The organism is Terrabacter koreensis, assembly GCF_054783315.1.
Map to the genome: position 1 here is coordinate 1 of NZ_BAAGQU010000004.1, position 16,738 is coordinate 16,738.

General features: G+C 72.1%; 16 protein-coding genes. 7 read left to right on the forward strand and 9 right to left on the reverse strand.

Annotated elements, in window-relative coordinates:
- Positions 1 to 132: 132 nt before the first annotated feature.
- Positions 133 to 462, reverse strand: a complete 330-nt coding sequence (locus ACYVNR_RS02740) for a thioredoxin family protein (RefSeq protein WP_461046426.1) — start codon at positions 460 to 462, stop codon at positions 133 to 135.
- A gap of 57 nt (positions 463 to 519) precedes the next feature.
- Here ACYVNR_RS02740 and ACYVNR_RS02745 point away from each other — a divergent pair, with 57 nt between their 5' ends.
- Positions 520 to 978, forward strand: coding sequence for an SRPBCC family protein (locus ACYVNR_RS02745; protein ID WP_052677103.1), 459 nt, complete (start codon positions 520 to 522; stop codon positions 976 to 978).
- Positions 979 to 991: 13 nt separating this feature from the next.
- On the opposite strand, the gene ACYVNR_RS02750 is transcribed toward ACYVNR_RS02745, so the two are convergent.
- Positions 992 to 1,840: a helix-turn-helix domain-containing protein gene (locus ACYVNR_RS02750; protein ID WP_045188653.1), complete on the reverse strand. Its 849-nt coding sequence runs from the start codon at positions 1,838 to 1,840 to the stop codon at positions 992 to 994.
- Positions 1,841 to 1,892: 52 nt separating this feature from the next.
- On the opposite strand from ACYVNR_RS02750, the gene ACYVNR_RS02755 reads away from it, so the two are divergent.
- A complete protein-coding gene (locus ACYVNR_RS02755) occupies positions 1,893 to 2,480 on the forward strand; it encodes a TIGR03086 family metal-binding protein (RefSeq protein WP_045188655.1) in 588 nt (195 codons plus the stop codon).
- Here ACYVNR_RS02755 and ACYVNR_RS02760 read toward each other — a convergent pair.
- From ACYVNR_RS02760 to ACYVNR_RS02770, 3 genes are all read right to left on the reverse strand, one after another.
- Positions 2,470 to 3,585 (reverse strand): alpha/beta hydrolase, encoded by a 1,116-nt coding sequence (locus tag ACYVNR_RS02760; RefSeq protein ID WP_045188657.1) that lies wholly within the window; start codon positions 3,583 to 3,585, stop codon positions 2,470 to 2,472. The two genes, ACYVNR_RS02755 and ACYVNR_RS02760, sit on opposite strands and share 11 nt — an antisense overlap.
- A gap of 123 nt (positions 3,586 to 3,708) precedes the next feature.
- Positions 3,709 to 4,398 carry a response regulator gene (locus ACYVNR_RS02765; protein ID WP_045188703.1) on the reverse strand — a complete coding sequence of 230 codons (690 nt, stop codon included), beginning with the start codon at positions 4,396 to 4,398 and terminating at the stop codon, positions 3,709 to 3,711.
- A complete protein-coding gene (locus ACYVNR_RS02770) occupies positions 4,391 to 6,022 on the reverse strand; it encodes a sensor histidine kinase (RefSeq protein WP_461046429.1) in 1,632 nt (543 codons plus the stop codon). Before ACYVNR_RS02770 ends, ACYVNR_RS02765 begins: the two co-directional genes overlap by 8 nt.
- 152 nt (positions 6,023 to 6,174) lie before the next feature.
- On the opposite strand from ACYVNR_RS02770, the gene ACYVNR_RS02775 reads away from it, so the two are divergent.
- Positions 6,175 to 7,569, forward strand: coding sequence for a cation:dicarboxylate symporter family transporter (locus ACYVNR_RS02775; RefSeq protein WP_082080735.1), 1,395 nt, complete (start codon positions 6,175 to 6,177; stop codon positions 7,567 to 7,569).
- A 301-nt stretch (positions 7,570 to 7,870) separates the two neighbouring features.
- Complete coding sequence (locus tag ACYVNR_RS02780; protein ID WP_458803451.1) at positions 7,871 to 9,712, forward strand: BCCT family transporter; 1,842 nt, start codon at positions 7,871 to 7,873, stop codon at positions 9,710 to 9,712.
- A gap of 59 nt (positions 9,713 to 9,771) precedes the next feature.
- On the opposite strand, the gene ACYVNR_RS02785 is transcribed toward ACYVNR_RS02780, so the two are convergent.
- Together ACYVNR_RS02785 and ACYVNR_RS02790 are read right to left on the reverse strand one after the other, a co-directional pair.
- Positions 9,772 to 10,416 carry a response regulator gene (locus ACYVNR_RS02785; protein WP_045188661.1) on the reverse strand — a complete coding sequence of 215 codons (645 nt, stop codon included), beginning with the start codon at positions 10,414 to 10,416 and terminating at the stop codon, positions 9,772 to 9,774.
- Entirely contained in the window at positions 10,409 to 11,605 is a 1,197-nt protein-coding gene (locus tag ACYVNR_RS02790; RefSeq protein ID WP_461046432.1) for a sensor histidine kinase, read from the reverse strand. Before ACYVNR_RS02790 ends, ACYVNR_RS02785 begins: the two co-directional genes overlap by 8 nt.
- A gap of 146 nt (positions 11,606 to 11,751) precedes the next feature.
- Between ACYVNR_RS02790 and ACYVNR_RS02795 the strand changes: the two genes are divergently transcribed.
- Genes ACYVNR_RS02795 through ACYVNR_RS02805 form a run of 3 tightly spaced genes read left to right on the forward strand, consistent with a single transcriptional unit; the run spans position 11,752 to position 14,547 of the window.
- Positions 11,752 to 12,708, forward strand: coding sequence for an SMP-30/gluconolactonase/LRE family protein (locus ACYVNR_RS02795; RefSeq protein WP_045188663.1), 957 nt, complete (start codon positions 11,752 to 11,754; stop codon positions 12,706 to 12,708).
- Positions 12,709 to 12,713: 5 nt separating this feature from the next.
- The gene (locus ACYVNR_RS02800; protein WP_045188666.1) at positions 12,714 to 14,009 is read left to right on the forward strand and encodes an ankyrin repeat domain-containing protein; all 1,296 of its coding nucleotides are present in this window, start codon (positions 12,714 to 12,716) and stop codon (positions 14,007 to 14,009) included.
- A 28-nt stretch (positions 14,010 to 14,037) separates the two neighbouring features.
- The gene (locus ACYVNR_RS02805) at positions 14,038 to 14,547 is read left to right on the forward strand and encodes a putative immunity protein (protein WP_045188668.1); all 510 of its coding nucleotides are present in this window, start codon (positions 14,038 to 14,040) and stop codon (positions 14,545 to 14,547) included.
- A 32-nt stretch (positions 14,548 to 14,579) separates the two neighbouring features.
- Here ACYVNR_RS02805 and ACYVNR_RS02810 read toward each other — a convergent pair whose 3' ends face one another.
- Together ACYVNR_RS02810 and ACYVNR_RS02815 are read right to left on the reverse strand one after the other, a co-directional pair.
- On the reverse strand, positions 14,580 to 16,073 hold the full coding sequence (locus ACYVNR_RS02810) for a PH domain-containing protein (RefSeq protein WP_045188669.1): 1,494 nt from the start codon (positions 16,071 to 16,073) through the stop codon (positions 14,580 to 14,582).
- Entirely contained in the window at positions 16,070 to 16,588 is a 519-nt protein-coding gene (locus tag ACYVNR_RS02815; RefSeq protein ID WP_461046435.1) for a PH domain-containing protein, read from the reverse strand. Before ACYVNR_RS02815 ends, ACYVNR_RS02810 begins: the two co-directional genes overlap by 4 nt.
- Between the last annotated feature and the right edge of the window lie 150 nt (positions 16,589 to 16,738).

Below are 16,738 nucleotides of genomic sequence, written 5' to 3' on the forward strand. Positions count from 1 at the left end.
TCAAAGAACTGCTCAAGCCAGAAACCGGCATACCGGACTTCACCTAAGCAGATATGCAGAACAGGTGTTCGAATCATCGGGAAAGGGTTGTCCACGGCAAATCCCATGCGTATCAATGGAATTGGTGAAGTCTCAGTGAGGAGATTCCCCTGGGGCCAGCCCCGCGCCCTCGATGGCAGCCACGAGCTGGGCCACCGAGGGGGAGGGACACTCCGGAGTGGGGTACAGCCGGCAGGCGAGCGCGGGTCGAGCATCCGGGGGACGGAACGGGTCGACGCCGCCGAGCAAAATCGTGGGCGAGCCCACGAAGCCGAGTCGCTCTGCGTCCTCGACCGTCTCCACCCGCTGCTCGGAGAGGTCCAGCGTCACGCCGAGCTCACGGGCTGCGGCCGCGAGGTTGTCGCGAGCGACCGTCCAGCCCGGGCAGCCGTCGAAGTACTGGATGGTGACCCGAGTGCTCATGCCACCATCCTCGCGCGGCTCTGGACCCCTGCGACACAGGCGTGCTCGAATGTCGGGGTGCGGTTCGACGTCGAGACCAAGGCCACGCCCGAGCAGGTGCTGCGCGCCTTCACGGACTTCAGCGAACGCCGGCCCCAGATCTGGAGCACGCTCGACCCCAAGGCGTACGAGGTGCGCGGGCTGGGGGACACCTGGGCCGTCGCGCGGGAGAGCAGCCCGGGCTCACCGTTCTGGGTCGTGAGTCGTTACGACTGGTCGGATCCCTCGGTAGTCCGGTGGACGGTGGAGGAGAGCAGCTACGGCGGGGGCGGTAGCGGGACGCTGACGATTGAGCCGCGCCCGACCGGTGGGAGCCGTGCGCACGCCTGGTGGGAGAGCACCGGGGCGCGTCCGCTGCAGAAGCCGATGCTGTTCGTGCTGCACCACGGTCCGCTGGGCCGGCTGGTGTTCGCGCGCCTCTGGGCCGCTGCCTTCGACCGCTACGCCGACGGCGAGCACGCAGCAGCTCGTGAGTGAGTGCCCTTGCGCCTCAGCGGAACCGGGCCGCGAACTCGCCCGGCGTCAGACCGGTCGCCAGCCTGAAGTCACGGGTGAAGTGGGCCTGGTCGGCGTAGCCGAGCTCCGCTGCGATGCTGGCGAGCTCGGCGTCGGAGTCACGCAGCCGGTCGGCTGCCTCCTGGAGCCGGCGACGCCGGATGAGCCACTTGGGCCCGAGCCCGATCCGCTTGTGCAGCAGGCGTTGCAGTGTGCGCTCGCTGATGTCGAACCTCGCGCACAGGTCGTCCACGCGAAGCAGCTCGGGCGAGGTCTCGACGTCCTCGATGATGGCGTTGACGAGGAGACCCTCCTCGTCGACCGGTAGCAGTCGGGCCAGCGTCGCCTCGACGAGCTCGCGAGCCTCTGCCTGCGCCGCGGGCGATGACGGGTCGGGCGTCATGGCGTCCCGGATGCCGGCGGTCAGGCCCGCGCCGTCGACGGTCGTGAGTGTCGAGAGATCGACGAAGCGGTCGGTCATCTCGCGCACCGGCGCTCCGGTCAACAGGTGGCCGGCGGCCGGCTGGAGCATGAGCCCGACCGCCCAGCCGCGGCCCGAGAGAGCGGTGCGCGACAGCCCTGCCACGACGCCGTAGAAGCGCGCGTACGTGTCGGAGACGACGATGAGGCAGACGGGGTACTGCAGCACGTGCTGCTCGGAGTCGTGTCCCTCGGGCACGTCCCAGACCGGGATCCAGAAGCGCCGGGCGAGGTCGGCGAGAGCGGGTGACACGGAGGCGCGCGAGATCGACCACGTGCGGTCGGTGGGGTCGACGAGGTGGGCGCGCTCGATGTCGTCCCGCGTCGACGAGCGCCCCCCGGGAGCGCCCGCTGAGGTCGTCACGTGTCGGAAAGTATCAAGACCCACCGACGACGGGCTGCCTACCGTCGTCGGCATGACCTCCAACGACATCCCCGCCACGTACGCGCGCCGAGCCGCGCCCTTCACCGCCGTCGTCGACCGGCTGCCTGCAGCAGCGTGGAACGCCCCGAGTCCCTGCGAGGGCTGGACTGCGCGGGACGTGCTCGACCACGTCATGTCGTCCCAGCGCGGCTTCCTCGCCGAGCGCGGCATCGCGCTCGCGTCGACGGGTGCGGATCCGACGGTGGCGAGCGACCCGGTTGCGGCGTGGCACCAGCACGACGAGCGGGTGCAGCAGCTCCTCGCGAGACCCGAGGTGCGCGACCACGCGTACGACGGCGTCTTCGGCACCACGACGGTCGGCCGGTCGCTCGTCGACTTCCACGGCTTCGACCTGCTCGTCCACCGGTGGGACGTCGCCGCCGCGGCGGGCCTCGACGAACGCTTCACGGACGGTGAGCTCGACGTCGTCGAGCAGTCGGCCGACGGCTTCGGCGACCACCTCTACGACGAGGGCGTATGCCGTCCGGGCGTGTCGCCGACGCAGGGCGCCGACCGTCAGGAGCGGGTTCTCGCACGCCTCGGCCGACGGGTGCCGGTGCCCGACGGCGTCAGGGGGTGAAGCCGGGCATCGCCCCGCGCAGCCAGGCCAGCATCCCGGGCAGCACCGGGGGAATCGTGTCGACGCGGTGACCCCCGGTGCGCAGCACGACCGACGTCACCGACATCGGGGCCCGCACGCTCTTGAGGAACGCCACGAGCTGGGGGTAGGCCGTCGGGTCGTCCTTGCTCGCCATGAGCCACAGCGACACCGGCGGCGGGGCGGTGCGGGCCAGGTGGGCGAGGTCGTAGCTGCCGACGCCCCTGGTCAGCGGGTCGTAGGCGGGTCCGAACTCGGGTCGGAAGTAGCCCATGAGCGACATCGCGGCGCCGTAGGTCTCGGGGTGGTGCATGGCCAGCATCGCGGCGCACCAGCCGCCGTACGAGAAGCCCATCGCGGCCCACGACGTGCGCTGGACGGCCACCCTGAAGTGGGCGGCGGTCCAGAGCGGCACGTCCTGCGCCAGCCACGTCTCGGTCTGCAGGCCCGTGCGCCCGGGCGCGTTGACGCACTCGGTGTCGAGCGAGTTGGGAGTGTTGATCTGGGGCATCACGATGATCGGGGCTCGCACGGTGTGCCGGTCGACGAGGTCCTGGAACGTCGTGTCGAGTGCGAAGCCGTGGAAGTTGGAGCGCGGCGTGCCGGGGTAGCCCGACAGCGACTCGATGACGGGGTAGGTCGTGGCCTTCGCGGGGTCGTAGCCCTTGGGCAGCAGGACGATCACCTGCCCGGTCAGACCAGAGCGCCCGCCGGTCATCGTGTAGGTCTGCACGCGCTGACCCGGGCTCGGGAGTGGTGGGAGGACCGCCGAGCCGTGGAGCGCGTTGCGTAGGCGCACGGTGCCGCCCGCGTGCGGATCGCCGGCGGTGACGACGTGGCCCACCTGGTCGGCGCCCGATCCGAAGAGGTCGGCCCACGACACGTAGAAGAGGTACTGGTCGTTGAGGAGGACGCCGGCGAGCAGCAGCACGAGCGCGTTGAGCACCACGGTCTGCCCGGCCCGCACCGCGACCCGCACGGCCCTGCGGCGCGGGTGCGGCCAGCCCGCCGCGACGACGACGAAGACGACGACGGCGAGGACGCCGAGCAGGACCGGCAGCCCCTGGTCCGTCAGGCCCAACTCCATGACATCAGGAGACCAGGCGACGATGACGGCAGGCTGGTCGTCGGCTGCGACCTTCCTGCACGCTCACCGGCTCCTGCCCGAGGGGCTGCTGGACATTCCCTGTGAGCGCGGGAGCGTGTGACGTCAGCGCGCCCAGAGGTACTCGACCTCGGGACGGCCCGCCCCGGCATACCTCGACCGGCGCACAGCCACCCTGGTCTCGCAGAGGTGCTCGGCATAGCGGCGCGCCGTCACCCGGCTGACGCCGAGCGCCTCGGCGAGCTCGGTCGCAGAGCGCCCGCCGTCGGCGTCGCGCAGCGCCTGCGAGACCCGCGCGAGCAGCTCCTCGCCCATCCCCTTCGGCAGGCGCGTCTCGGTGGCGACGCGCGCTCCGGCGAAGACCTCGTCGACCTCGGCCTGCGTGCCGAGCTCCGAGCCGCTCGACACCTGCTCCCGGTAGGCCCGGTAGGCGAGCAGCCGGTCGCGCAGCGTCGCGAAGACGAAGGGCTTGAGCAGGTACTGGACGATGCCCAGCGACACGGCCGCCCGCACGATGCCGAGGTCGCGCGCCGACGTCACCGCGATGACGTCGGCCCGGTGGCCGGCTGCCCGCATCGCCCGCACGACGTCGAGGCCATGTCGGTCGGGCAGGTTCATGTCGAGCAGCACGACGTCGATCGGCTTGTCCTGCAGTGCTTTCAGCGCCGCCTGGGATGTGCCTACCGTGGCGACGACCTCGAAACCGGGGACCCGTCCGACGTAGGCCGTGTGTGCCTCGGCCGCGATCGGCTCGTCCTCGACGACGAGCACGCGCAGCAGCTCGTCGTCACCCATCGTGGCCACCTCTGCCGTGGCCGTTCCCCTCGTCCCGCGCGAGGGGCAGGCGCACCGTGAACGTGGCTCCCGGCAGCCCCTGCACCTCGAGGGCGCCGCCGAGGCGCTCGACGGTCTGGCTCACCAGGGCGAGCCCGATGCCCCGTCGCCCGGCGCTGCCCTGGTCCTTCGTCGACCAGCCGCGCCGGAAGGCGTCCTCGACCCCGCCCGGCGGCAGGCCCGGCCCGTCGTCAGAGACCTCGAGGACGGCGTACGCGTCCTCGACCCACGAGTCGAACGTGACGTTCCGCTCGGGTCGCGGCGATCCCGTGTCGCCGCCCACCGCGTCGAGCGCGTTGTCGATGAGGTTGCCGACGATCGTCACGACGTCGCGCGTGGGTGCCACGTCTCGCGGCCAGTGCGCCCCGGGCTCGATGCCGAAGGCGATGCCGCGCTCGTGCGCCTCGGCCGCCTTGCCGAGCAGCACTGCAGTCAAGGCAGGTTCGTCCACGGCGCCGACGACGCGGTCGGTGAGCAGCTGTGACACCTGCAGCTCTTCGGTGGCGAAGGCGATGGCCCGGTCGGTGTGGCCGAGCTCGATGAGGCTGACGATGGTGTGCAGCCGGTTGGCCGACTCGTGCGCCTGCGAGCGCAGCGCCTCGGTGAGGCCGCGCGCCGAGTCGAGCTCGCCGGTGAGGGCCTCGAGGTCGGTGCGGTCGCGCAGCGTCGCGACGTGCCCGAGCAGGCGCCCCTTCCAGCGGGCGGGGCCGCGGTTGAGCACGAGCACGCGGGCCTGGGTGACGTGCAGCTCGTCCTCGTGGGGGGCGTCGTCGGTCAGCGCGGCCGCGAGCGGGGCGGCGAGGCCGAGCTCGGAGACGGGGCGACCGACGGCGTCGGCCGGAAGCGACAGCAGTCTCGTGGCCTCGTCGTTGGCCAGCCGGAGACGTCCGTCGAGGTCGGTGATGATGAGCCCCTCCGTGACGGCATGGAGCACGGCGTCGTAGTACTCGTACATCTCGCGCAGCTGTCTCTCGCCGAGGCCGTGGGTCTGGCGACGGATGCGGCGCGCGACGAGCGCGGTGCCGAGACCCGACAGTGCCGCGGCGACGACCCCGGCGAGCAGCAGGCCGGGCAGCTGGGCACGCACCCGCTCACCGACGGCCGACTTGCGGATGCCGACCGACACGAGCGCGACGACCCTGCCCCGGTCGGTGACCGGCACGACGACACGCGTCGACGGCCCGAGCGTGCCCGTGTAGTCCTCCTCGACGACGCCGCCCGCCAGGGCGGCTTCGGTGTGACCGATGAACCTCCTGCCGATCTGCGCGGGGTCCGGGTGGGTCCACCGGATGGCGTCGCGGCTCATGACGACGACGAAGTCGGTCTGCGACTCCTGCTGCACGCGCAGCGCGTACGGCTGGAGCAGGGCGGTCGGGTCGGGCCCCTGCACCGCGGAGACGACGTCGGGGGTGGCCGCCATCGTGCGCGCGACCGCAAGGGCGCGAGCCAGGGCCTCCTGGTCGCCCGCCCGCTGCGCCTGCACGAACGCGCCCGCGAGCCCGGCTGCGACGACGAGCACGGCGACGATCACCTGCAGCGCGAAGGTCTGCCCGGCGACGCTCCAGCGACCGGGTGCACCCAGCACGCGGGTAAGGGATCTGGGAGGCGAGCTCAACGGCACACGTCCGGCCGCGAGAACTCAATGAACACAATCGTGACCCTAGTCACTGGCCACGGCAGCCTCGACACATTCACCGGTCCTGTGCCCCCGCACGGACCCAGCCAACGGAGGTCACCGTGAGTTCCACCGCCGACAGCGCCGTCGACGCCCAGCCGGGCCCGACCCCCAAGCGCGACCGCACCCATCTCCTCTACATCGCCGTCATCGTGGCGATGGTCGCCGGCATCGCCGTCGGGGCGCTGTTCCCCGAGTTCGGCAAGAGCCTCAAGCCGCTCGGCACCGGCTTCGTCAACCTCATCAAGATGATGATCACGCCGATCATCTTCTGCACGATCGTCCTCGGCATCGGCTCGGTCCGCCGCGCAGCCCAGGTCGGCAAGGTCGGCGGCCTCGCGCTCGGCTACTTCATCACGATGTCCACGGTCGCGCTCGCCATCGGCCTGGTCGTCGGCAACATCGTCAAGCCCGGTGCGGGCCTCAACCTCACGGCCGAGATGGCCGCTTCCGGCAAGGAGCAGGTCGGCAAGGAGGCGGTCACCACCGTCGACTTCCTGCTCGGCCTCATCCCCGACACGCTCGTCTCGGCCCTGACGTCCGGCTCGGTGCTCCAGGCGCTGCTCATCGCCCTCCTCGTCGGCTTCGCGCTCCAGAAGATGGGCAAGGCCGGCGAGCCGATCCTCGGCGGCATCAAGCACCTCGAGCGGCTCGTCTTCCGTCTCATGGCCATGGTCATGTGGGCCGCCCCCATCGGCGCCTTCGGCGCCATGGCCGCCCTCGTCGGCGCCACCGGCCTCGGCTCGCTCAAGAGCCTCGGTCTGCTGATGTTCGCCTTCTACGTCACCTGCGCGCTGTTCGTCTTCGTCTTCCTCGGAGCCATCCTCAAGCTGACGACCGGCATGAACGTCTTCTCGCTGCTGCGCTACCTCGCCCGCGAGTTCCTCCTCATCCTGTCGACCTCGTCGTCGGAGTCGGCCCTGCCGCGCCTCATCGCGAAGATGGAGCACCTCGGCGTCTCTCGCCCGGTCGTCGGCATCACGGTGCCGACCGGCTACTCCTTCAACCTCGACGGCACCGCGATCTACCTGACGATGGCGAGCCTCTTCATCGCCGAGGCCATGGACAAGCCGTTCAGCATCGGCCAGCAGATCGGCCTCCTCGTCTTCATGATCATCGCCAGCAAGGGCGCCGCGGGCGTCAGCGGCGCGGGCCTCGCCACCCTCGCCGGCGGCCTGCAGTCGCACCGCCCCGACCTCGTGCCCGGCGTCGGCATCATCGTCGGCATCGACCGCCTCATGAGCGAGGCGCGCGCCCTGACGAACTTCGCTGGCAACGCCATCGCCACGGTCATCATCGGCACCTGGGTCGGCGAGATCGACCGCGGCAAGGCCGCACGCGTGCTGGCCGGCGAGGACCGCTTCGACGAGGCGAGCATGCTCGACGCCGACCACCAGCCGGTGCCCGTCGACGCCGACGGCCCGCAGCGCGAGCCGCAGCTCGTCGGCAGCCGCTGAGAGCGACGAACTCGACGCGCACGACCTGAACGAACGGCACGACCCGGCACACCGACTCGGTATGCCGGGTCGTGCTGCTTCGTGCCTGTCGTGTCCCATCTCACGTGGCCCGGTTGGCACGCGCGGGAACCTATGTGCCACAGAGTTTTTCGGGAACGACTGCCGTGTTCCGGCCGTTGTTCAACGGCTTTCGTTTTGCCATGCGCGAAACCGACCGGCACAGTTGAGGGTTCTACGAGACATCTGTGACACGCAACGTGAGGAGAAGACGGCGCCCTTCGTCGGGGCGCCGTCATGATGCATGAGTGAACTGACCAAGACTTCCGACGAGGTGCTGCACCCGGCCCTCGAGCCGCCACCGGTGAACCACGAGGAGGCAGCGCCCTCCAAGGTCGACAAGACCGTCTTTGGTGTCGCCGCGGCCGTCGCCATCGGCTTCGTGCTCTGGGGCGCGCTCGGCACCGAGAGCCTCAGCACGAGCGCCTCGAACGGCCTCGACTTCGTCGTGCACAACACGGGCTGGCTGTTCTCGCTCGTCGCTTCCGGCTTCGTCGCCTTCGTCATCTGGCTCGCGGCCAGCAAGTACGGCAACATCCCGCTCGGCGGTGACGGCGAGGCTCCCGAGTTCCGCACGTCGTCGTGGGTCGCGATGATGTTCTCCGCCGGCATGGGCATCGGCCTGATGTTCTACGGCGTCACCGAGCCGCTCACGCACCTCGTGAAGCCGCCGCCCGGCACGGGCGCTGCGGGCAACCCCGAGGCCGTCCAGACCGCGATGGCCACGACGATGTTCCACTGGTCGCTGCACCCGTGGGCGATCTACGCCGTCGTCGGCCTCGCCGTGGCGTACGGAGTGTTCCGCAAGGGCCGCTCGCTGCTCATCAGCTCGGCCTTCGCGCCGCTCTTCGGCGAGAAGCGCGCCAACGGCAGGGCCGGCAAGGTCATCGACATCTTCGCGATCTTCGCGACGCTCTTCGGCTCGGCCACCTCGCTCGGCCTCGGCGCCCTGCAGATCGGCTCCGGTCTCGAGATCGTCGGCGGCATCGGCAAGGTCGGCAACGGCGTGCTCATCGGCATCATCGTCGTGCTGACGATCTGCTTCATCCTCTCGGCCGTCAGCGGCATCGAGAAGGGCATCCAGTGGCTCTCGAACATCAACATGGTGCTCGCCCTCGCCCTGGCGTTCTTCGTCTTCGTCGTCGGCCCGACGATCTTCATCCTCAACCTCGTCCCGACGACCATCGGCTCCTACCTCAAGGACCTCGCGATGATGTCGGCCCGCACCGACGCCGCGGGCGGCGACGGCATGAAGGACTGGCTCGCCGGCTGGACGATCTTCTACTGGGCCTGGTGGGTCAGCTGGACGCCGTTCGTGGGCATGTTCATCGCCCGCATCTCGCGCGGCCGCACCATCCGCCAGTTCGTCTCCGGCGTGCTGCTCGTGCCGTCCGTCGTCTCCCTGATCTGGTTCGCCATCTTCGGGGGCGCGGGCATCAAGCAGCAGCAGAACGGCCAGGACATCGCCGGGCAGTCCACGCCCGAGGGCTCGCTCTTCGCGATGCTCGGCCACCTTCCGTGGCCGACCGTCACCGCGATCGTCGTCATGGTGCTCGTCGCGATCTTCTTCGTGTCCGGTGCCGACGCCGCGTCGATCGTCATGGGCACGCTCTCGGAGAAGGGCACGCTCGAGCCGTCGAAGAAGACCGTCGTCTTCTGGGGGGCCGCGACCGGTGCGGTCGCCGCGATCATGCTGCTCATCGGCGGTGAGGACGCGCTCTCGGGCCTGCAGAACGTCACGATCGTCGCGGCCCTGCCCTTCCTGGTGATCATGGTCGGGCTCGCCGTGTCACTCGTGAAGGACCTGGCGCGCGACCCGCAGGTCGTCCGCCGGCAGTATGCCGTCGCGGCCGTCGAGCACGCCGTCGTCGCGGGCGTCAGCGAGCACGGCGACGACTTCTCGCTCACCGTCCAGGAGACGGCGCCCGGTGAGGGCGTGGGCGAGATGGTGCAGACCGAGCCGGTCGACGAGCCGGTCGAGGCCGTCGACCCCGCCGAGGTCGTCGAGCCCGTCAAGCCGGTCGACCGCGGCTCCGACGAGGTCACCGAGCACACCGAGAAGGTCGGCGCCTCGATGCGCCTCTGACCCTCTGCCTCCCACAGGTCGTGCGTCCCCCCGGTTCCCGGGCGGGGCGCACGCCTGCGTCAGGCGCCGGACCGGATGATCCGTCGTTCGATCGCGGCGGCGACGGCGCCGGCACGGGTGTCGACGCCGAGCTTGGTGTAGATGTGCGACAGGTGCGACTTCACGGTCGCCTCCGACACGAGCAGCTCCCGGGCCATCTCGCGGTTGCCGAGTCCCCGCGACAGCAGCTCGAGCACCTCGACCTCGCGCTCGGTCACGACCGGTCCCGGTGCGGCCGTGCGCCGCACCAGCCGGGCCGCCACGGAGGGCGCGAGCACGGTCTCGCCGCGGGCCGTGGCGCGGATGCCGGCGAAGAGCTGGTCGGGTGGCGCGTCCTTGAGCAGGTAGCCGACCGCACCGGCGTCGAGAGCCCGGAGGATGTCGGCCTCCGTGTCGTACGTCGTCAGCACGAGCACGTTGGGCGGGCCGGGCAGGCCGCGCAGCCGCGCCGTCACCTCGACGCCACCCGGGCCGTCGCCGAGGTTGAGGTCCATGAGGACCACGTCGGGCCTGGTGGCGTCGACGACCTCCTCGGCGCTCGCGAGGTCGCTCGCCTCGCCGACCACCTCGATGCCGTCCTGGCCGTCGACGAGCGCCCGCAGACCGGCGCGAACCACGGGGTGGTCGTCGACGAGGACCACCCGGACCGGGGAGCCGTCACCCACGCGGGGCCTCCTGACCGTCGAGGGGAAAGCGCACCGACACCGTCGTGCCCTCACCGGGCGCGCTCTCGACGTCCGCGCTACCGCCGAGGTCGGCGGCCCGATGGCGTATGCCGTCGAGGCCCCTCCCGCGGTCGCCGCGCGGCGCCGGTCGGTCGAGAAGCGTGACGTCGAAGCCGTTGCCGTCGTCGCGCACGTCGAGGAGCACCTCGTCGGAGAGGTAGGTGAGGCTGACGACGGCGCGGCGGGCGGACGCGTGCTCGACGACGTTGGCCAGGGCGCCGCGCGCGGACCGCACGAGCGCGCTGGCGACCGCCGCCGGGACGCCGGCGGGTTCGCCGTGCACCCGCACCTGCACGTCCACGCCGTGCGCGCCGGTGGCCGCGACGCGTCGCAGCGCGGCCGGCAGGGCCTCACCCGTCCGGTCGTCCTCGAGGCCGGCGGGTGCGAGGTCACGCACGATCTGGCGCACCTCGTCGAGCCCCTCGCGAGCAGCGCTGCCGGCGGCGGCCACGTGCTCGCGGGCCGTCGCCGGTCGACGGTCCCAGTCCTGCTCCGCGGCGCCGAGCAGGAGCGTGATGCTCGACAGGCCCTGGCCGACCGAGTCGTGGATCTCCCTCGACAGGCGCGTCCGCTCGGCGAGGGCGCCCGAACGTCTCTGGGCCGCAGCGAGATCGGCTTGAGCCTCCGTCAGCTCGTCGATGAGGGCCTGGCGGGTGCGCGCCTCCCGCTCGAGCGCGCGGTACGACAGCACCGTCACGAGGGCGATGCCCACCGGGCCGACGAACACCGTCGGGTCGAGGTCGTCGGTGATGCGGCTCCACGCCACGCTCACCACCGCGGTCATCATGACGACGACCGTGACGGCATACGCGAACGGGAGCACCTGGAGCACGGCGAACGCCACGGGCACGGCCGTCCACGCGAACGAGGGGGCCACGAGCGTGAGTGCCACCCACAGCACGACCACGACGCCGACCCACACCGTCGGCCACGCCTCGCGGTCGGCGACGAGGCGACGCGTGGAGTAGGCGACGCCGAGCACGACCGCGCCGCAGAGGATGAGCGCCGCCGTCACGTCGAGGTCGTGCCGCAGCAGGTAGCGCATCGAGCACGTCACGAGCAGCACGAGCAGCACGCCGTCGAGCCAGCGGTCGAGGCGTGCCACCGGGGCGAGGATGCCCTCCTGCACGAGGGCAGCGTAGGCACGGACGGGGCGCGGCGGCATCATCCGATCGGCTATCCGGGTGTGGCCGGTCGCCCGACGCGGACGCGTGCCACGCGAGGCGACAGTGGAGGGGAACCGAGCATCGACACCCCCGACCACCGGAGACCACCATGAAGCGCACCATCGCCGGACTCGCCGCCCTCGCCGTGGCCGCCACGCTCCCGCTCGTCGCCGGCCCGACCGCCTCCGCCTCCGGGCGGCCTTCGGTCTACGAGCTGCACGGCGACGCCGGAGGCTCGAAGTTCGAGGGGATTGGCGCCGACGAGCGCCGTGGCGTCTTCTACGTCAGCGAGGTCACCGGCGGCGAGATCCACCGCGGCACGGCGAACGACGCGCAGACGCAGGAGTGGCTCGCCGGCGACGGCACCGACGGGCGCTTCACGGCCCGTGGCATCACGACGGACAGGCAGGGCCGCGTCTACATCGCCGGCGGCCCGAACGGCATCGGTACGGGCCGCCCCGACCTCTGGGTCTACTCGGCCGACGGCGAGCTGCTCGCCGCCCTGCGCGCCCCCGGCGACAACGTCTTCCTCAACGACGTCGCGATCGGCCCCGACGGCGCCGCGTACTTCACGAACTCCAACGCCCCGCAGGTCTTCCGCGTCGCGCTGGGCGGCGACGGCTGGTCGGCGACCCGCTGGGCCGACGCGACCGGCACCGTCACGCAGGCGGCCGGCTTCAACCTCGGCGGCATCGTCGCCAGTGCCGACCGCTCGGCTCTCGTCGTCGCCCAGGGCAACCGCGGCATCCTGTGGCGCTTCGACCTGGCCAGCGCTGCGGTGACCCGCGTCGACAGCGGCGACATCGCGCTCACGGACGCCGACGGCCTGGTCCGCCAGGGCTCGCGCCTCACCGTGGTGCGCAACTTCGCGCGCTCCATCGCGACGCTGCAGCTCTCGTCCGACGGCCGCACGGCCCGCCCCGTGTCGCAGGTCGCCACCGACCCGACGCGCGTGCTGACGACGGCGAAGGTGGTGCGCGGCCGGATCCTCTTCGTGGACAGCAAGTTCGACGAGACCCTGGCCACCCCGCCGTACGAGGTCGTCACCGACCCAGTGGCACGATGAGTCGTATGCGGCACACGCGTGGAGCGAGGGTCGCGACGGCGGCCCTCGCCCTCGCCGCGGTCGCCGCCTGCTCCCCGTCGCCGACACCGGAGACGAGCCCCGTGACCTCGACGCCCCTGCCGAGCACGTCCGCCGCGCCGACGGAGCCCTCGAAGCCGGCGCAGCCGTCGCGGCCGAAGCCGACGCAGCCGACGGCGGCCGAGCAGGCGCGCCTCGACGCCGATCTGCGCGACGCCGCGTGGGAGAACGACGTGACCCGCGCCAAGGCCCTGGTCGCCCGTGGTGCCGACGTCAACGCCAAGGACGAGACCCAGCAGTCGGCGTACCTCGTGGCAACGAGCGAGGGGCGGCTCGCCCTGCTGCGGCTCGCCCTCGCGAACGGCGCGAAGGTCGACGACAAGGACAGCTGGAACGGCACCGGCCTGATCCGCGCCGCCGAGAGGGGCCACGGGCTCGTCGTCGGCGAGCTGCTGCAGGCCGGCATCGACCGCGACCACGTCAACCGGATCGGCTACCAGGCGATCCACGAGGCCGTGTGGCTCGGGCGCGACACGACGAGCTACGTGGACACGCTGCGCGTCCTCGTCGCTGGCGGCGTCGAGCTCACCCGACCCTCGGGGAGCGAAGGCCTCACCCCGCTGCAGATGGCCCGCGAGCGCGGGTTCGACCGACTGGCAGGAGTTCTCGTGAAGGCGACCGCCGCCAAGACCGTTGCCGACCCCGATGCCGCGCTGCTCGCGGCCGCCGAGCGTGGCGATGCCGACGCGGTGGCCTCGGCCCTGCGAGCCGGTGCCGACCTCGAGGCCAGGGACGCGAAGCGGCGCACCGCCCTGCTCCTCGCGGTGACGGGCGACCACGTCGACGCCGCAAGGGTGCTCGTCGCGATGGGTGCGGACCCCGACGCGCTCGACGACCGGCACGACACCCCGTGGCTCGTCACCGGCGTGACCGGCAGCGTCGCGATGCTCGAGACGCTGCTCCCCGCCGGTCCGGACCTCACGATCCGTAACCGTTACGGCGGCGTGTCCGTCATCCCGGCGAGCGAGCGGGGTCACGTCGACTACGTGCGTCGCGTCGTGAAGACCGGCATCGACGTCAACCACGTCAACGACCTCGGCTGGACCGCGCTGCTCGAGGCGGTCATCCTCGGCGACGGCGGCCCGCGCCATCAGGAGATCGTCCGCATCCTGCTCGCGGCCGGGGCCGACCGCTCCGTCGGCGACAAGGAGGGCGTCACCGCTCTCGAGCACGCCAGGTCCAAGGGGTACACCGCCATCGCGCGGCTCCTCGAGCAGCCGTGACGACGGCTGGGGCTGGCACGCTGGTCGGGTGATCCTCCCCGACGTGCGAGACCCGCGGCTGGTCACGATCCGCCGTGGTGGCAGTCTCACGGACGCCGACCACCGGCTGCTGGCGCTGTGGGCTGCGATGTGTGCCGAGCACGTGCTGCACCTCTTCGAGCGGCAGGAGCCGTCGGACCGGCGTCCTCGCGAGGCGGTGGAGGCGGCGCGGGCGTGGGCTGCCGGTGAGCTGCGCATGATGGACGCCCGCGCGCTCGGCGGGCACGCGATGGGGGCTGCGCGTCCGCTGCGCGGAGCCGCCAGGTTCGCCGCGTATGCCGCCGGGCAGGCCGCCTGCGTGGGGCACGTCCCCGAGCACGACCTCGGCGCCGCCGCCTACGCGATCAAGGCCGTGCGCGCCGCGAGTCCGGACGATGCTGATGCCGGGCGGCGTGAACGCGACTGGCAGCGTGAGCAGCTCGACCCGCGCGTCCGGTCGCTCGTCCTGGAGGACCAGGCGCGGCGCAACGACATCTGCTGGTCCGTCTTCGAGGACTGATCGACCTCGGGCTGCCCGAGGTCGATCTTCCCTCAGCGGAACTCGCGCACGAGCTCGGGACTGACCTCGGCCAGCACGGCATACGCCCGGTCGACCGGCACATCGACGACGTCGTAGTGCTGGCCACCCGCTGCAGTCGTCGCGACGAGGGTCGCGAGGCCGGCGCGGCGCTGGAAGGGCGACTGCTGGATCGTCCAGCCGATGATGCCGGGGCGGTCGAGCACGACCCGCGTCCGGTCGAGCGAACCCTGTCGCGTCACGAGGTGGTCGGGGGTCACGAGGTGGCCGAGGGCTCGCGACCGGTCGAGCCCGAGGCCCAGGGCCGCGACGAGCAGCAGCGGGACGATCACGAGCACGGTGGGGCTCCAGTCCCAGACGGCCCACGCGACGACGAGAACGGCGGCCAGGGCGGCGGCGGGCAGGAGCGCGCGGGTCAGCCGCCGGCGGTGGGCGGCGGGTCCGTGACCGACAAGGGGGCCCGAGACGGCGTCCTCGTCGGGGCGGATGAGCGCCGCGAGCGGTGTCACGACGGACGCCGGAGCGGGCGGGCAGAGCCAGTCGGCGCCACCTCCGCCGCCACCCTGCTCGTGCGCCAGACCGGTCGTGACGACCTTGAGGCGCCGCGCGCCGGCGAGACGCAGGCCGAGGGGCTCGTCGAGGCGGATGCCGCGGATGCGTGAGGCGTCGATGCTCGTCTCACGGGTGGTGAGCAGGCCGCGGCGGGTGTGCAGCGTGCCGAGCCGGTTGCGAGTGAGGCGGAACCCCCAGAACGTCAGCACGTAGCCGGCGACGGCGAGGAACGACACGATCGCCAGGACGACCATCACGTCGACCCACCACGCCAGCCCCGCGACCCAGCGGGCCCCGTCGCGCACGGCGGTGCGTTCCTCGGAGTAGCGCGACAGCACCTGGGAGACGAAGGCGACGACCGCGGCCGCCCCTGCCAGACCGGTGACCGTGAGCGGGGCGAACCGCACCCAGGCGGGGTCGAGCCGCACGAGCAGCTCGTCGGTCGGCTCGGGCGCGGCGGCGCCGCTGGGGGCCGGGAGGGCGGCCACGGACGGGTCGACCGCCTCGACCCGGTGGAGCAGCTCGGCGCGCAGTGCCCGGGCGGCGTCGATGCCGAGGGAGTCGAGCACGAGGTGCTCGCGGGTGCTCCCGGCGGTCGAGATCTCCACCCTGGCGAGGCCGAGCACCCGGTGGTGCACCTTCGCGGTGAGGTCGACCGCGCGCACCTTGTCGAGCCGTGCCGTCGTCGTCTGCTTGTTGAGCAGACCACGCCGTAGCTCGATCTGCCCGTCGCCGATGCGGTAGCGCGTCGTGGCCCAGCGCAGCACCCCGAAGGCGAGGATCACCGGCAGCGCGAGGAGCTCCCACCGGTCGTCGCCGTCGGAACCGAGCCGGGCGACGAAGACCGCGAGCAGCGCGGGCAGGAAGCGGACGAGCGTCTCGAGCGGGTGGATGAGCAGCATGCGGGCGTCGAGTCGGCGCCACGGCGCAGACGCACCCTCGGGCGGATCAGTCACGTCGCGTCGTCCGTCTCCGCGGCGGTCGCCGCAGTGAGCGACTGCACGAGCGCCGTCGCGACGGGCAGGTCCAGGCCGTGGATGCGCACCGGACCCGCCGCGGAGGCCGTGGTGACGGTGACCGACGCGAGGCCGAGCAGCTGGGCGACGGGACCGCGCTCGAGGTCGACGGTCTGCACGCGGCTGAGCGGGGCGATGCGCCGCTCCTGCCACAGCCAGCCCGTCTGCGTGTAGACCGCCCGCGGCGTGGACTCCCACCGGTGCACGCGGTAGCGCCAGCGCGGCATGACCGCGGCGTAGCCGGCCGCGACGGCGAGCCACACGCCACCCACGGCCCAGTGGGCGGTACGCGTGGGGGAGGAGTCGACGAACCACCACACGACCTGCCCTGCGAGCAGGACCACGTCGACGAGGAGCGCCTCGACGGTCCACATCAGGATCGCGCGGCGCGACACCCGCTCGGCCGGCTCACGCAGCACGGCAGGCGCGCCCCCATCGCGGTCGGTTGCCTCCACGGGCCCACGGTGTCACACCTGCGAGGCCAGGCGGCGACCGGTCGCCGATCTCACCGACCGCGAGCGTGCCTCCGTCGCAGCCGTCCTCGCGCGCCTCGACGCCCGTCGTTCGAGGTGACACCGCCACCCCGCACCGTTCTAGACTGCGCT

Excerpts from the sequence above, each read along its gene's own strand:
- ACYVNR_RS02755 (WP_045188655.1), top strand. The coding sequence starts at position 1,893 with ATGACCTCCAACGACATCCCCGCCACGTACGCGCGCCGAGCCGCGCCC.
- ACYVNR_RS02765 (WP_045188703.1), bottom strand. The coding sequence starts at position 4,398 with ATGGGTGACGACGAGCTGCTGCGCGTGCTCGTCGTCGAGGACGAGCCG.
- ACYVNR_RS02740 (WP_461046426.1), bottom strand. The coding sequence starts at position 462 with ATGAGCACTCGGGTCACCATCCAGTACTTCGACGGCTGCCCGGGCTGG.
- ACYVNR_RS02795 (WP_045188663.1), top strand. The coding sequence starts at position 11,752 with ATGAAGCGCACCATCGCCGGACTCGCCGCCCTCGCCGTGGCCGCCACG.
- ACYVNR_RS02760 (WP_045188657.1), bottom strand. The coding sequence starts at position 3,585 with ATGGAGTTGGGCCTGACGGACCAGGGGCTGCCGGTCCTGCTCGGCGTC.
- ACYVNR_RS02780 (WP_458803451.1), top strand. The coding sequence starts at position 7,871 with ATGAGTGAACTGACCAAGACTTCCGACGAGGTGCTGCACCCGGCCCTC.
- ACYVNR_RS02800 (WP_045188666.1), top strand. The coding sequence starts at position 12,714 with ATGCGGCACACGCGTGGAGCGAGGGTCGCGACGGCGGCCCTCGCCCTC.